Source organism: Streptomyces sp. NPDC099050 (genome assembly GCF_044759865.1).
Lineage (GTDB): Bacteria > Actinomycetota > Actinomycetes > Streptomycetales > Streptomycetaceae > Streptomyces.
Map to the genome: position 1 here is coordinate 35849 of NZ_JBIWAE010000032.1, position 15937 is coordinate 51785.

Annotated in this window: 7 protein-coding genes; 4 read left to right on the forward strand and 3 right to left on the reverse strand. The window is 71.2% G+C overall.

Annotated elements, in window-relative coordinates:
• Position 1 precedes the first annotated feature (1 nt).
• Genes ACIQV3_RS35950 through ACIQV3_RS35965 form a run of 4 tightly spaced genes read left to right on the forward strand, consistent with a single transcriptional unit; the run spans position 2 to position 13908 of the window.
• Entirely contained in the window at positions 2-1561 is a 1560-nt protein-coding gene (locus ACIQV3_RS35950) for a type VI secretion protein (RefSeq protein ID WP_403720196.1), read from the forward strand.
• Between the two features lies 1 nt (position 1562).
• Positions 1563-3329, forward strand: coding sequence for a type IV secretory system conjugative DNA transfer family protein (locus tag ACIQV3_RS35955; protein ID WP_403720198.1), 1767 nt, complete (start codon positions 1563-1565; stop codon positions 3327-3329).
• A 33-nt stretch (positions 3330-3362) separates the two neighbouring features.
• Positions 3363-3884, forward strand: coding sequence for a hypothetical protein (locus ACIQV3_RS35960; RefSeq protein ID WP_403720201.1), 522 nt, complete (start codon positions 3363-3365; stop codon positions 3882-3884).
• A 10-nt stretch (positions 3885-3894) separates the two neighbouring features.
• Positions 3895-13908 (forward strand): hypothetical protein, encoded by a 10014-nt coding sequence (locus tag ACIQV3_RS35965; protein WP_403720204.1) that lies wholly within the window; start codon positions 3895-3897, stop codon positions 13906-13908.
• A gap of 59 nt (positions 13909-13967) precedes the next feature.
• Here ACIQV3_RS35965 and ACIQV3_RS35970 read toward each other — a convergent pair whose 3' ends face one another.
• From ACIQV3_RS35970 to ACIQV3_RS35980, 3 genes are all read right to left on the reverse strand, one after another.
• Positions 13968-14210 carry a hypothetical protein gene (locus ACIQV3_RS35970; RefSeq protein ID WP_403720206.1) on the reverse strand — a complete coding sequence of 81 codons (243 nt, stop codon included), beginning with the start codon at positions 14208-14210 and terminating at the stop codon, positions 13968-13970.
• Positions 14211-14293: 83 nt separating this feature from the next.
• On the reverse strand, positions 14294-15670 hold the full coding sequence (locus ACIQV3_RS35975) for a zeta toxin family protein (protein WP_403720210.1): 1377 nt from the start codon (positions 15668-15670) through the stop codon (positions 14294-14296).
• Positions 15663-15929: a hypothetical protein gene (locus ACIQV3_RS35980; RefSeq protein ID WP_403720214.1), complete on the reverse strand. Its 267-nt coding sequence runs from the start codon at positions 15927-15929 to the stop codon at positions 15663-15665. Before ACIQV3_RS35980 ends, ACIQV3_RS35975 begins: the two co-directional genes overlap by 8 nt.
• Between the last annotated feature and the right edge of the window lie 8 nt (positions 15930-15937).

Consider the following 15937-nt stretch of genomic DNA (forward strand, 5'->3'; position numbering starts at 1 on the left):
CATGGGTCTCTTCTCCCGCCGCCCCGCTGGCGACACCCTCCTCGAAGCCATCGGGATCGACGAGGCCGCAGGCATCGCCGACCGCCCGCCCGTACCGCTCCCGCAGCAGCGGACCGCCCGGGAAGAGCGTCGCGCCCGCCTCCTCGAAGACCCAGAGACCTCGATGCGGGTCGCCCCGAAGAAGGGGTGGACCCAGCCCTTCGCGGGCCGGGCCGCCTCGGTGCCCCGGACCGAGGTCGTACGCGCGGACACGGCGAACGCCGCCGGGATGTACCCGTTCCTTCACGCTGCGAGCCTGCCGCCCATTGGCGCGTACATCGGCCGCAACGTCCTGACCACCGAGGCCTTCAGCGCCCACCCCGCGGTCTGGGTAAAGGAGGGGCTGTGCACCAACCCCAACGTGATGGTGACCGGCATCCCGGGCTCGGGTAAGAGCGCGCACATCAAGGCGCTCTCCCTACGCCTGATGGCGTTCGGGCACCGCACGTTGATCGCCGGGGACGTGAAGGGTGAGTACCAGGCGATGTGCCGCCACCTCGGAGTCGAACCCGTACGCCTGGGTCCCGGCCTGCCCGGCCGCCTCAACCCCCTGGACGCAGGCCCGCTCGGCACCGGCCTTGACCTCATCAAGGACCCGGCCGAGCTCAAGGGCCGGCTCACCGAGATCCACCGCCGCCGCCTCACCCTGCTCAAGGCCCTCCTCGAACTCCAGCTCCGCCGCACCCTCCAGCCCCAAGAGGAAGAGGCCCTCGACGTCGCCGTGCGCGAGGTCACGGGCGAGCTCCACGGCGCGGGCGCCACCCGCTTTGCCGTGCCCACCCTCCCCCTCGTCTACGACCGGCTGCGCGACCCCACCGACGTGATGGCCCGAGAGCTGCGCATCCGAGATGGCGACATCCAGCGGGCCCGGGAGCAGATGGCCTCCATCCGCTCGGCGCTCGGCGGCATGGTCACCGGGCATCTCGGAGGCCTCTTCGACGAGGCCACCAGCATCAACCTGGACTGGGAGGCCCCCATCCAGAGCGTCGACATCTCGGCGCTGCAGGAGTACGGGGACGAGACGGTGGCCATGGTCCTGTCCTGCGTCAGCAGCTGGGCGCAGTCGGCCATCGACCAGCCGGGACAGAAACCGTGGATCGTCGTACGCGACGAGCTGTGGCGGCAGATGCGGTCCGGCGGCGCCACCATGGTCAAGAAGATCGACGCCGACCTCAGACTCAGTCGGGCGACCGGCACCATCCAGGTCCTGGCCACCCACCGCCTCTCCGACTTCGAGTCCGTCGGCGCGGCCGGCTCCGAGGCCGTCGCCATCGCCCGCGACCTCATCGCCTCCTGCGAGACCCGCATCAGCCTTGCCCAGGACACCCGCCCCCTGCAGATCACCCGCGAGGCCATCGGCCTCACCGACGCCGAATGCGACCTCATCGGCTCCTGGGGCGCCGGCCAGCGCGGCCGCGCGCTGTGGAAGGTCGGCCGTGGGGGCGGCTCGCACGCGGTCCAGCTGATGCTCTCCCGCACGGAGCAACGCCTGTTCGAGACCGACGAGAAGATGGTGATCTGACGTGTCCGAGCGCACCGGCCCGTCCGCCGCCGGGCTGGACGACAACACGCTGCTCGCCGCGTACGGCGCCGGCCTGGTCGTCACCATCGGCAGCTCGGTCCTGCTGGCCGGCCCGCTCGCCGGCCTCCTGTCCGGAAACGGCTGGGTCGGCAGCACGGACAGCGTTCCCTCCACCGTGCTGTCGGCCCTCGTCAAAGGCCCGGGCTCCGTGTACCACCCGGCGCCGCCGTCCTGGCTGTTCTACGGGCTCACGGCGTTCTTCGTTCTCGCCCTGGGCGCCGTGATCGTCAAGATCTCAAGTGCCCTGTCCTTCGGCGGGTCTTCCGGCGGCGCCCAGTGGGGCGGTCCGAAGGTCGAGCGGAAGATGTACGCCGCGAACGACCCGGCCAAGAGGGTCAACCGCATCACCGCAGGCCGCGGCCTGCGCACCAAGAACATCGTTGCCGCCCAGCCCAACATCTCGGCGACCGTGTTCGGCGTACCCGGCTCCTCCAAGACCACCGGCCTGGTCCTACCGAACGCCGCGGAGTGGCAGGGCCCCCTGGTAGTGACCACCACGAAGGCCGCCGACCTTGACGTTATCTACAACCGCCGCGGCGCCATCGGCGTGACCACCAAAGACTGGAGTCCCGATGCGGCCGCACCCGGATCCGCGCGGCCCCCGATCTGGGTCATCGCCCCGGCCGGCATTCCCGGCCGGGACAGCGACCACTGGTCCCCCGTCGCGTACTGCACCGACGCCAAGGCCGCCGACCGGATGGCTTCCTGGCTCGCCGAGGCCTCGGCCTCCGGAGACGACAAGCGGGCCGCCCCCTGGATCGACCAGGCCAAGAGCGTCCTCAAGGGCATCCTCCTGGCCGCTCACCTTTCCGGCGGTGGGATCTCCGACCTGCGCCGCTGGATCTCGCTCGGCAAGGACGCCGTCGACCACGTCCGCGCCATCCTCCTCGCGCACGGGTTCACCGACGTCGCCGAGGACTACGCCTCCCCCTGGCTGCGCTTGCACGAGGACGGCATCGGCTCCATCCAGTTCAGCCTCAACGTCCTGGCCCGCGTCTTCGCCGACGAAGAGGTCCGCGAGACCTGCGCCCGCTCCGACTTCACCTTCGAGGAGTGGCTCGACAAGCGCGGCACCATCTGCGTGATCGCCTCCGAGGCCGACGCTGACCGCTTCGCCCCCTTGATCAGTTCTCTGATCGCCGGCGCGATCCACGCGGCGGAGGCCCGCTACAACTCCACGGGCAAGGCGATCGATCCGGCCGTCGGCTTCCTCATCGACGAGGCCGGCAACATGCTCCGCTACCCCCGCCTGCCCGCCATCCTCACCACGGGCCGCGGCATGGGCATCGCCATGCTGACGGTCTGGCACGACCTCTCCCAGCTCCGCGAATCCCTCGGCGTGCAGAAGGCCAACACCGTCCTGTCGGCGAGCGGTCTGCGGATGCTCCTGCCCGGCTGTGGAGACCTGGAGACCCTGCGCTACTTCTCCGGCCTCTACGGGCGCACCGAGGTCATGAAGACCAGCCACGGCCGCTCCCGGGGCGAGCATTCCACCAACACCCAGGCCAACGAGACCGACCTCGCGCCGGTCCACTCCCTCCAGCAACTTCCCGACTTCACCGCGATCGCCCAGTACACCAACCTGCCGCCGATCAAGGTGAAGATGCGCCTCACCTTCCGCGACAAGGACCTCAAGAAGCTCCTCGCGGCCCCCAAGGCCACCCCCGTCGAGGAGGCGGTCCCCCAGGTCACCCCCGTCAAGAAGTAGAAAGCCAACGATGACCGAGCCCAGGAGGCATTCGTGCCCGACCCGCTGAACCCGGCAGACCTCTGGCCGTCACCACCCGGAGCCGCCGCCGCGAAGAAGGCGGAGCCGCAGCGGTGGGTGTGGGTGGCCATGGACCCAGCGGAGCGGCGGATCCGGATGCGTGAACTCGGCTGCTGGGTGGACTGGCTCCGTACCGCCTTCGAGCTCCACAACACGATCACGCACTGCTGGTACCAGCACTCCGCCGTCGTCGAACACCTCACCGCCCTCTACACCGGCTGGCTCCGCACCTACGCAGGCGAGGAAGCACCCGGCCGCGAACTCGCCGAAGCCGACTGGATCAACACCCTCCACGCCTTCACCCCCCGCCTCCAGCTCGCCGCCTGCGCGACCGGCACCCACCAGGAACCACCGCCCCGCGTCCCCCCACCGCCAGGCAGCGACGAGGCCTTCGACCTGTACCTCGCGCTCTCCGACACGACGACCGCTCCGCCCGCCCATCCGGCGGCCGCCGAACTCGGCCGCCGCGAAGCCGAGCTGAACGCGCCGCTGTAGAGGAGGCCGTGTGTCTACCCCCATCGAGCGCCCCACCGCGGCGGACAACCCGGAGGGTGATCTGGCCGCCGCACCTGCTCCGCTGCCACTCCCCGAGGGAGCGCAGTCGGTGGAGGGGGCGACGGGCTACCACGCCCTCGTCAAGGGCGGTGCGGTCACCGTGTTCGGCCCGGACGGCGCCGAGATCGCCTCCGCTGCCCGCCGGGGCTACAACGACGCCCTGGTGGGCCGGGTCGGAGACACACGGCTCGTCAGCGACGGACTCGGGGACAAGCGGCTCACATCGTTCGCGGAGCTGGCCGCGCGCCACCACCGGGCGGCAGCCGACCCGAGCGTCCGCGACCGAGTGTGGGTCCGGTGGGAGGAAGACGGCGTCGCCGCGGTGTACGGCACCGACAGGCACGATGCCGCCGACCGGCGGGCGGTAAAGGCCGGCAACCTGTACTGGTCCGGTCAGCGTCAGGGGTACGCGACGGGCCGGAAATGGAACTCGGGCACCCGCGACCGCAACCTCGCCGCAGTGCTGCTGGCGTTCTCCCGGCAGGACCGCAACGTCGTAGTCCTGGGGCCCGGACAGACGCCGGAAGACCTGACCGTCGTGCCGGCAACGGCCGTGGCCACCGCGGCGCCCGTACAGCAGGTCCGGCCCGCGGCCGCGGTTCCCGTCGCCGTGCCGGAGCCGGAGGACTTCACCGGTCTCTCGTATGAGGAGCTGGTCGTGGCGGAGGACGTCGCCGCGACAGAGAGGTCTCGGGAGTACAGCACCGCGACGCAGGAGCGGTGGCAGGCCCTGCGAAAGCTGCGTGGTGAGCGGCTGCTGGAGCGGGTGGAGGCATCGACGCCGGTTACCGAGCTGAGCAACGAGGACCTGGCGGCCGAGAGCGAGTGGTGGCCGAAGGCCCTCATCAAGAGCCCGTTCCACGGCTCGGAGAAGAGTTACCGGACGCTGGAGCTCCGTAAGAGGGCAGTGAACGTCGAGGAGGCCGCCCGCAGCGCCCGGACCGTTCTGGCGGGGGGCCCGGTGGCGGACCTGGACGATGTGGCGCTGGAGAGCGCGTACGAGCAGATCGGGGCAGCGTGGACGCGTCTGCCGGTCGACCACGAGATCCACGACCAGGTCAATGCCCACCGCACCGCTCTGAAGGAGGAGCGGATCTCTCGGCGGGCGCGATCCTATGGCGAACGGGCACCGGTAGCCGAGATGCCATTGGAAGACCTGGTCGCGGAGAGCGCCGACCTGGGGTCGCTCGTGGCGGGGAACGCCGAGCAGTCCGCCTACTCCTACAGCGAGGCGGTCAAGACGGCCCGGGCAGAGCGTCTGCGGGCCGTGGACGCCGAGTGGTACCGGCGGGGCCTGGAACAGCACCCGGACGCCGCCCGCGCGACCCTTGACCGGGACATCGGCGGCCGCCGGGGCGTCCTGATCGACGGCTCGGAGCGCTCCTACGGCTACGTGGAGCGCCAGGGACGGAAGTTCCGGGCTCTGGCCGACTACGACCAGCGCAGCAGCATCGGCGACTTCGACTCCGGGCCCGCGGCGATGGCCGCCCTGGTGCAGCGCTATGACCAGGACCCGGAGACGATGCCGCGGCGTACCTGGGGCCGCGAGCGGCAGGTGACGCTGCCGATCAGCTCCCACGAGCCGATGGTCTCGTGGCTGCGGCGCAGGCCGGCAGAACTCTCCCGCGAGCTCGACCAGGTGCTGAAGACCCTCGCCCCCTTCCCCTACGAGCTACCGACGCAGACGAAGGTGATGAACCCGCTGACACGCCAGGTGATGCGGGCCTACCCGTTCACCTTCGAGGAGGGGCTGCTCGGGGAGCTGGCGCGGATCGCGGAGAGGACCACGGAGGACCTGCGCGAGCAGTCCCTGAACACCGGCCTGCCCAAGGGGGAGCGGGAGGCGGCCAAGCGGCGCATCCCGGCGATGGGCGCCGCGCTCATCGGCATCAACGCGGTGATCGAGCAGGTGCGCGCCGCCGGCGGCGACGTCGAGCGGCGAGGCGTGGACTCATCCCGGCTGGCGGCACAGATGGCGGCGCTGAACGGTAGCGTCACCGAGGACGAGGGAGGCGAGACGGATGGCGACGACCAGCCAGTACGAGGCGCTGCTGCGCAGGCACTGGGAGGAGTTCCGGCCGCGCGAGCTGGCGGCGATGCAGGACCCGGACCTGTTCTTCCGGCGGCTGGGGACGCAGACGGAGGAGGCGATCGAAGCGGCGGAGGAGAGCCTGGAGGAGGCGCTGGAGCCGGAGACGGACTACCAGGCCAGGGTCGGCCAGTTGCAGCAGATCGCGGCGACGGCACGGGAGCAGGTGCTGCGCGAGGTGCTGCCGCCGGCGGAGGAGCCGGACGGCCAGGCGGCAGCGATGAGCCCGGAAGCGGCGGAGCTGGCGGCGATCCGCACGGAGCTGGAGAACCTGTAGCGGAGCCATTCCGCCCTGATCCGGCGGACCTGCCGCGCGGCCCGCTGGCCCGTGCCGAGGCGAACCTCGGCGCGATCAAGGTGCTGCGCACGCTGGAGAACGACCGCCGAGCTGCCACCGCCGATGAGAAGCGCGTCCTGGCCCGCTGGTCGGGCTGGGGATCGGTCCCGACGGTGTTCCTGGACGAGCCCGACCCCGAGGAGCCGGCCTACCTGCCCGGCGGGGAGCTGGAAGGACGCTTCGAGGCGGATCACGCCCGCTGGGAGTCCTACTCCCCGGTGCGCGGCGAGCTGAGAGATCTGCTGAATCCCTTCGAGTGGCGGGCGGCGTCCCGGGCCGTGCTGTCGGCCCACTACACGCCGCAGGCCGTCGCCGAGGCGATGTGGCAGGGACTGGCCGCGTTCGGCTTCGACGGCGGTGAGGTGCTGGAAGCCGGCTGCGGGGGCGGCGCGTTCTTCGGGGTGGCCCCGCAAGCCGCACGGCTGACCGGCATCGAGCTGGACACCACCACCGCGGCGATCGCGGCCCGGATCTACCCGCACGCCAACGTGCTCCCCGAGTCGTTCACCGACACCGACGCCCCGCCCGGGACGTTCGACTTGGTGGTCGGGAACGTGCCGTTCTCACAGGCCCCGTTCGGCGAGCGCCGCTACGGCGCGGCGGGACACTCCCTGCACAACGGCTTCATCATCAAGCAGCTCGCCCTTCTCCGGCCGGGCGGCTACATGGCCGTGATCACCTCCCGGTGGACGCTGGACGCCGAGAAGACCGCCGCCCGCCGGGACATGGCCCGCTGGGCAGACCTGGCAGCCGCCTACCGGCTGCCGGCGGGCACGTTCGGCGAGACCGCCGACACCGACGTCGTCGCCGACGTACTGGTCTTCCGCCGCCGCGCCGAGGGCGAGGAGCCGGGCGACCAGGGGTGGATCCAGGCACCGGAACGGGAGCTGGGCGGCAACCGCCTGCCCGTGAACGCCTACTTCGCCGATCACCCCGAGAACGTGCTGGGCCGCCTCACCTCCGAGATGGGCCCGTACGGGCCGCGCGTGACGGTGCAGGGCGACCCGGGCGCGGCGTCACGGCTGCTGGGCGAGCGGATGGAGACCACCGCCGCCGAGGCGATCGCCGCTGGCCGCGGATACACCCCGCACGAGGACGGGCCCGACCGCACGCCGCTACTGCTGCAGACCGCCCGCGACAAGCACGCGAGCGACTTCACCGGCCGCCTCTACACCGACGACCAGGCGCGGATTTGGCAGCACGTCAACGGCGCCGACCCCATCCGCGTCATCACCGCAGACGGCACCGCCGGCACCGAGCAGCTGCGGATGCTGCTGTCGCTGCGCGACGTCGCCGCGGAGGTGCGGGAGCTGGACCGCACCGGCAGCGACCCGAACCACGGGAGCGAGGCCCGGGGCCAGCTGGCCCGCCTGCACACCGCCTACACCACGGCGTACGGGCCGCTGTCGAAGCCCGGCCAGACCCGCAGGGCCCAGCCGACCGATGCGGCCCGGGCCGCCGCCCGTGATGCCGGAGTCGATCCGGACAGCGAGGGCCGGCTCCCCACCGGCTGGGGCTGGTTCCGCAAGGACCCGCATGCCGCTCTCGTCCTTGGTCTGGAGCACTGGGACCGGCCGAACGACCGGGCCGTGCGCTCCGAGGTCCTCACCCAGAGGCCGGGCGCCCGCCGCGGCGACCTGGAGCCCACCGACGACCCGAAGACCGCGCTGACGGCCGTGATGGGAGCCACCGGCCGCGTCGACCTGCCGCTGATCGCCTCACTGCTGGGCACCACGCCCGAAGAGGCCCGCCGCCGCCTGGGAACCGAGGTCTTCGACAACCCGGTCACCAAGCAGCTGGAACACGCTGGCGCCTATCTGTCCGGTCCGGTCCGGCAGAAGCTGGACCAGGCGCGCGAGGCCGCGGCCACCGACCCGACGTACGCGGTCAACGTCGCCGCGCTGGAGGCCGCGCAGCCGCCGCCCAAGCGCCTGGGGCAGTTCACCGCCCAGCTCGGCGCCCACTGGGTCCCTGCCCCGCTGGTGCAGGGGTTCCTGCGGGAGTACCTCGGCGACCCGACGCTCCAGATCAGCCACAACGAGCGCTACGGCTGGTCCCTGGCCGCGGGCAAGGTCCCCGACGCGATCAACGCGCTGAAGGGCACGGAGCGCCGCTCGGCGGTGCACATCGCCAAGGCCCTGCTCGGGCGGGCCTCCATGGTCGTGAACCAGCTGGACGGCGCCGGCGTCGACGAGGACGCCACTCGCGCGATGCGATACAAGGCCGACGCCATGCGGTCCGCCTTCGAGGACTACTGCACCGCCAGCACCGCCCGCGTCACAGTCCTCACCGACGCCTACAACCGGACGATGAACGGGCACGTCGTCCGCAACTACGACAGCCTCGCCCCGACCCTGGCCGGGTTCACCACCGAGCGGACCCCGCACCCGTGGCAGCTCTCGGGGGCCGCACGGATGCAGTTCGAGCGGGGCGTCGTCCTCGCGCACGAGGTCGGCCTCGGCAAGACCACCACCATGGTGATGGGCTCGCAGGCCCTCAAGGCCTCCGGCCAGATCGCCAAGCCGTTCGCGGTCGTCCAGCCGCACCTGGCCCGGCAGTGGCTGGACGAGGCCAAGCTCCTCTACCGCAACGCCGACATCCGTCTGATCACCTCCGACGACCTCGAAGGCGAGAACCGCCGCCCGGTCCTGGAGTGGCTGCGCTCGAACACCCCCGACCTGATCATCTTCACCGAGGGTGCGTTCCGGTCGGTCCGGATGAGCCCCGAGCAGCAGGAGCTGTACCTCTTCCGCGAGATCGAGTCACTCAAGGAGCAGCTGGAGCGCGAGCGCGGGGTGCCGCACAACGCCTTCGCGCTCATGAAGCTGGAACAGCGCCTGGCCACGGTCGAGTCCCGGATCAGGCGCAACGACTCACCGATGCGCACCCCGGGCGAGGTGTACTGGGACGACCTCGGCTTCGACTACGCACTCATCGACGAGGCCCACCGCTTCACAGCCATCGGGTTCCGTTCGAAAGAGGCCGGTGGTGAGACCGCGAGCGTCCGCGGGGTGGACCTGCACCAGAAGCTCTCCTGGCACCACCGGATGGCGGAGTACGACGGCGGCCGCCCCACTGTCACCCTCGGCACCGGCACGCCGATGGAGAACTCCATCTTCGAGCAGTACTCGGTCCTCGAACTGGCGGCGCCGTGGCTGCTGGACCAGTTCGGGGTCCACGGCCCGGACCTGTGGTCGGAGACCTTCGGGCAGAAGGTCCAGCGCATCGAGATGGCCCCGGACGGCAGCGGCCTGACGGTCGTGGAGCGGTTCTCCCGGTTCGTGTCGAAGTCCACGATGAAGACCATGTGGGGGCTGGCCGCCGACACCAAGACCGGCGACGAGGTCGGCATCGAGCGGCCGACCCTCGCCGGCGGCGCCCCCGAGCTGGTGCTGGTGGAGCCGACCACCGACCAGCGCTCCCGGCTCCAGTCCCTGGTGGCCCGCGGCCAGGCGATCCACGCCGGCGACGTCACCCGCGAAGAGGACAACATGCTGGCCGTCACCGGCGAGGGCCGCGCGGTCGCACTCGACCCCCGGCTGGTGGACGCGGGCGCGCCCGCGGCGAACAAGCTGATGACCGCGGCCGACATCATCGCGGCCCGCTACCACGCCCACAAAGACCACACCTATGCCTTCTCCAGCCGCGACGACACCCCGCACCCGATCCTCGGCGGCCTGTTCTTCGTCTTCTGCAACAGCGGCACCCCCGGCGGCACCAACAAGGGCAACTTCAACGCCTACGCCGAGCTGCGCGACCTGCTTGCCGCCCGCGATGTCCCCCGCGACCTGGTCCAGTTCGCCCAGGACAACGCCACCCCGGAGAAGAAGGCCGCGATGGCGGAGGCATCCAACAACGGCGGCATCGCCGTGCTTATGGGCTCCACCGAAGTCCTCGGCACCGGGTTCAACGGCCAGAACCGGGCCCACTCCCTGATGCACCTGGACCAGGACTGGACCCCGGCCAGCATGATCCAGCGCAACGGCCGCGTCATCCGCCCCGGAAACCAGCACGAGGAAGTGAACATCTACTTCCTGGCCACAAAGGGCAGCATGGATGCCTGGCAGGTCGGACTGCTCACCTCCAAGGCGGAGGGGCTGCGCGACATCCAGCGCCCGCCCGGCGTCGGAGACGACGACAACGACACCGTCGAAGAGATCGGCGCCAGCGACTGGGACTACGCCACGATGGCCGCCGAGATCGGCGGCAACCCCTACATGAAGCAGTTCATGGAGGCCAAGGGGCATCTCCAAGGCCTGGAGGCCGACCGCCGCAACCTGGCCGCCGACCGCGTCCGCCTGGCCGAACTCCTCCTCGACAAGGAAACCGAACGCGCCGCCACCATGGCCGCCGTCGCCGCCCGGGACACGGCCCTGCCGAAGATCACCGCCACCATCCGCGGCAACGACTTCCACATCCGCCTCGCCGGACGCGACTTCGACCAGCGCGGCGAGGCCGGCCCCGTCCTGCGGCAGGCCGTCGCGACGGCCCTGCGCGGCCACAGCACCCTCGGAATGGGGTCGTGGACAAAGCTCGGCACCTTCGGCGGACTCGACTTCGCGGTGCGAGCGGAGATCCTGGACGGCGGCGCGGAGATCCGCGCGCACGTCGGCTTCCCCGACCTGCGCCACAGCGATTCCGCCTGTTCCGTCGGTGACCTTGCCAATCCCAAGTTCGGCTCCACCATCATCGGCCGCCTGGCGACCGCGCTGGAGAAGGCAGAAGACCAGCAGCTCACGGACCGCGAGCTGATCCCGGTCCTGGAAGCCGGGATCACCATGCTCGCCGTACAGGAGGCCGCCGTCGACTACGGCCCGGCCATCGAGCACGCCCGGCGCCGCGTCGAGCTCCTGGACGCCGTCGTTGGCGCGATCACCGAACGCGACAAGCTCCCCGAGCTGACCGAGTCCACGCTCGACCCGAAGCAGTACCCCACCCCGGAAAGCCGCCGGAAGGCCGTCCAGCAACGCGTCGAGCAGCGCGCACCCCACCAGGACAAGGTGGACCAGGCCGCAGACACCCTCGCAGCGTACGACCAGACGACCCCCGCCCCTGAACTGCCCGCAGCACCCGCCGCCCCGCCGGAGGCTGCCCCTACCGGGCGGATCGACGGGTTCGGCGACAGCGTAGCGATGGGGCACAACAGCGGACCGTCGGCATCACCGGAGGCTGGCGACAGCGCCGAGGAGCCGACAGCGCAGGACACGCAGCCGGACGGCGACGGGTACGGAACGAGGGACCTGTTCGACGAGTACGGGCTGACCCCGCCCACACGTATCCCGGCCCCGCACCTCGACCCCGAACCTGAGCCCGAGCCCGAAGGGGTACCGCAAGGGCAGATGACCGTAGAAGACATCCAGCCCACCACCGAGGCCTTGCCGGTCACGGCTGAGCCAGGGCAGACCCCTGTGGACACCGGCCGGCCGGAGGTTCCCGAACAGGAGCCGCTCGACGCCGTCATGCAGAAGCCCGCAGGTCGGGACAAAAGCACCGGCCCGACAGCCGAGCCATCCGCCGATACGGCAGAGGGCCCCACTGCACCAGCTGCCACACCCCCCACCGAGCAGCAGCTCGGGCTGTTCGGTCCGCCTGACACCCCCGCACCAGCCCAGGAACAGCCGGGGCCGGCTGATGCCAGCCAGGGCGAGCCGTCACCGGCCCCCACCAAGGGCGGCGAGGTCCCGCCGACCGCGGCCACCGGCCAGACGAACGAGGCCCCCGAGCCTGACGCGACCCCCACTCCCCCTGAGGAGGCGCCGCCGCCAGTACCCCCCGAGCCGGCAACCAAGGACACACAGCTGGACCTCTTCGGCAGCCCCCACTCCGAGTCCGGCCAAGCAGCACGGGGTGAGGAGACGGTGTCTGGACAGCCCGGCCCGCAAGCCATGCCACGTGAGCCCGAAGCGTCGACCCCGCCCGCCGATACGGCACAGACAGCCCCCAAACCCCCGGCCGCGGCAGGCCCGAAGGGGAGCCCGAGCGAGTCCACCAGCGCACCGAGAGACCAAACGGAGCCAGTAGACGGCCCCGCTGCCAACCAGTCCCCCGCCAGCGACTCGGACCGGGCGCCGGCAGCACCCAAAACCCCGACGGACGAGAAGGCCGAGGAGGCGGAACCACACAGCCCCCCGCCCCTCGGCGATTCCGTGGTCGAACCAGCCACCCGTAACGCCAGCGGCGGAATGCCGGAACCCGAGTCCGGCCCCGGACAGCAGGACCACCCCGAGCTTGTCTCCGGCACCCCGCAACGCACCGCCGATCCGCAGAGCGCGCCGCCCACGGCGCAGGACCCCATGGAGGTACCCGCGATGGCCACACCAACAGACCAGGAGCGCCGTCCCGGGCGCGAGTCAATGCCCTTGTGGGACGGGCCTGATCGGCCGGTCCCCTCGACCGCTCCGGAGGCACGACCCGCCTCCGTGCCGACGGCATCCGGGCCGGCCCCGACCCCGGAAGACCTCTACTGGGCGGAATTCGACCAGGCCCTCGAAGCCTGGGACGAACTCGGCCTCCCCGTCCAAGCATCCGAGATCCGTGCTGCCGTGGCTGAGGACCTGGCCGTCCTCAGCCCGCCGCCCGCACCGCCTACCCAGACGCCCTGGGCCCCGATCTCGGCGGCAGCTCCCATTGCTGACCCCACACCGGCAGTTCCCGCCGCGGCGAACGCGGTCGAGACAGCCGAGGCAGGGGTGGACGCCCACGCCGAGAGCCTCAAGGACCACCCCGAATGGCAGCGCATCCAGACCGTCCGCGGCGCCCTCAGGCACGTCTGGGACGTGATGAAGGAGAACGCCGGCCCCTACTGGGAGAACCTGAAGGCCGACATCCGGTTCCAGGGGTTCTGGAAGACCGCGTCCATCCGGGCCTGCGAGGCGATCTCGTCCTCCGCATCGGCGCTGGCCCGACGTTTTCAGGGCGACCTCCCCACCGCCGACGCCCTACTCAAGCTCTCCGACGCCACCCTCACCTACAGCACCGTCGCCACCACCGCCGAGCCCGCACCGGCACCCGCCGCGACGCCGGCCGAGGAGCCCGCCGTCTCTGCCAAGGAGTCCGGCATCTCCGCCGAAGCGCCGATGCAGCGGCTCGTCGAGCGGGCGACCCCGACGGCGTACGCCACCCGGGAGGACTCCGTACGCGCCGCAGAGGAGGTGACGACACGCTTCCAGAAGTGGATCAGCAGCCCCATGGGCCAGGAGCTGGTCGCTTCCGACCACCGCAGGGTTGCCGAGTTCCGCGACGCCTGGCAGCAATTGCCGCCGCATGACAGCGGACCGGGCCCGGCTGTCGGCCCGTACGGCAACGTCGCCGAGCGGGCCAAGGCCCTCGTCACGGCGGCCGTCGGCTCCGCCCGCTTCACCCCTGGTGACCTCCAGGCCCTCCAGGTGCTGGCCCAGGCGGCTGACCACCACGCCGCCCGGCTCGCGGTCACCCTGCCGCCCGGCACGGCGACGCTGGCACTGAAGGCAGCGGCCCCGACACCCCGGGTCGCGGTTCCCGCGACGGCAGTTGCCCGCACCCCACGGGCGTCCGTGTAGACCGCGGTGGTGCTGGGCAGCGACTGCCTGGCACAACCGCACACGGGGGAGCGAGTGGGCTACATGCTGGAACGCAGCATCCCCGCGGTCTTGGCCATCGCGGTCTTCGTCGACTCGTCGGCAGCGGTCTGTGCGGCGGCCTCCAGCAGGAGGGCGGCCGCCTGGAGGAGACCGACGTGCACGGGCACGGTCTCCAGCCCGGTGAGCGCGGCCATGGCCTGGTCGGTAGCGCTCTGCGGAATAAGGGTGCTGACGCCGCGTCCGATACCGCGGTCGCGCTGGGGCTGTACTGGTGTGCTCACCCGGTGATTCTCTCGCGTGCAGGCCGCGCTGGAGGGCGGCCCCGCTTCAGCGAGCGTCATCGACGCGGGGGCCGGCCTGCTCCCTACCGGGATAGTCCCCGGCCCGGTGGGCGCTGTTCAGGGCCCTGCACCCTCGGCGGGAGGGCAGGGGCGGGCGGTGTCTGCACCGGTGGACGAGTGGTCTGCAGCAGGCCCTGAAGGCGGAGCCGTAGCGCGTTCTCGGCCTGGGCTGCCTCGGGTGTGAGGCCACGGCGCCGTTCCGTCTCGGTGGCGACGTGTTGGGCCTCCAGTAGTCGCCGCCCGGCTTGCTCATGAGCACGGGATTCCCGTGCGCGTGCGTACTCCCGGTCCTCCAGCGCCGAGTTCCTGGCCCGTTCGATGATCTCGGGGGGTGCCCCCTGCTCGATCAGTTGCTGGGTCATATCCGGTGGAGTTGCCGGCGAGGCCGCAGGCGCGGCTGTACGGGAGAGCTGCGCCGCCCGCGAGGCCAGCTCCGAGTCCGTGACCAGCAGCAGGGGCAGCGGCCCGTCGAGCGAGAGCGGATCGGAACCCAGAGCATCCAGGAGCGGCCGAACCGCTTCGTGGCGGAGCCGAGCCGTGCTCTGTGCAGGGACCATGGTGGCGATGACGTCCGCGTCGAGGGCCACTTGCCGCAGCACCGAACGGGTGGTGGCATTGACCTCGCCGCGCGCTGCGAAGGACAGAACGATGGCTTCGCGCCGCTCAAGCCAGCCGGCCGCCTCCTCGGAAGGGAGGGGCCGGGCACGCACGGAATGCACGGCCTGAACCGCGGCAGGATCAGCGCCCCACGCCCCCTGCGGGGTGCGTTCGTTGACGTAGTGGCCGATGGCAGTCCGGTCGGTGATCGTGATCCGCTTGACCGCGGGGCTGGCCTCGACTGCCGCGATCGTCTCTGGTATCTGGGGCAGCGCCAGGTCGTGGACATGCGGTGGGGTCCACCGGCCGCCTTCGAGGTACCGATGCAAGCTGTCCAGCCGGCTCCGCTCCGCGCGTACCGCCATGCCGACCACCTCTACCCGGTGGGTGGGGGCGAACTCTTCGGCGGTGGCCACGGTCATCGCCGGATCCCTGAAGATGCCTTCGAGCATCAGGCTGTAGCCGTGGTCCCGGGCGTGCTCGATGCTCATACGGACCCAAGCGCCGGACGCCTGGCCCGTGGCCTGTGGAAACAGCCACGGCTCCTCATCCAGCAGCATCTGGTAGTCGGGGTGGAACGAGCGCAGTTCGTCTCCGGTCAGCGGGACCAGTTGGCGGTCGGAGTGCCGCTGCTCCGCCGCGGCCATGGCCTGGCTCTTGCCCGCTGCGGGCTGCCCGCCGAGCAGTACCAGCACAGGGTCGTCCTGCGGGGAGTAGCCGCTGAAGACGAACTCCTTGACCCGCTCCTCGAAACGGTCGCGCAGCTGCTTTTCCGTGAGGAAGTAGTCCCTCGCCTCAGCCATGCTGTTCGACCTTCAGCGCCTTCAGCTCGGTGTTCCACTGCTGGATGTGGGCGATCAGCTGGACGCGGTCATGGGCCGGCACTGAGCGCTTGGCGTCACGGAGGGTCATGACCTTTTGCCACCACAGCTGGCGCTCTTCCGGGGTGGGCGCGGTGTCCGACCTGCGTACGTAGAGGCCGGTGAGCTGGGTGGCTGTCTCGGCGAACGTGTCGTACACGAGGGTGGTCGGCACGTTCTCGTACGGATCGGTGGCTGTCACGGGATCTC

Bases quoted from the DNA above. Each gene is read 5' to 3' on its own strand.
- ACIQV3_RS35950 (WP_403720196.1), top strand. From the start codon at position 2: ATGGGTCTCTTCTCCCGCCGCCCCGCTGGCGACACCCTCCTCGAAGCC.
- ACIQV3_RS35975 (WP_403720210.1), bottom strand. From the start codon at position 15,670: ATGGCTGAGGCGAGGGACTACTTCCTCACGGAAAAGCAGCTGCGCGAC.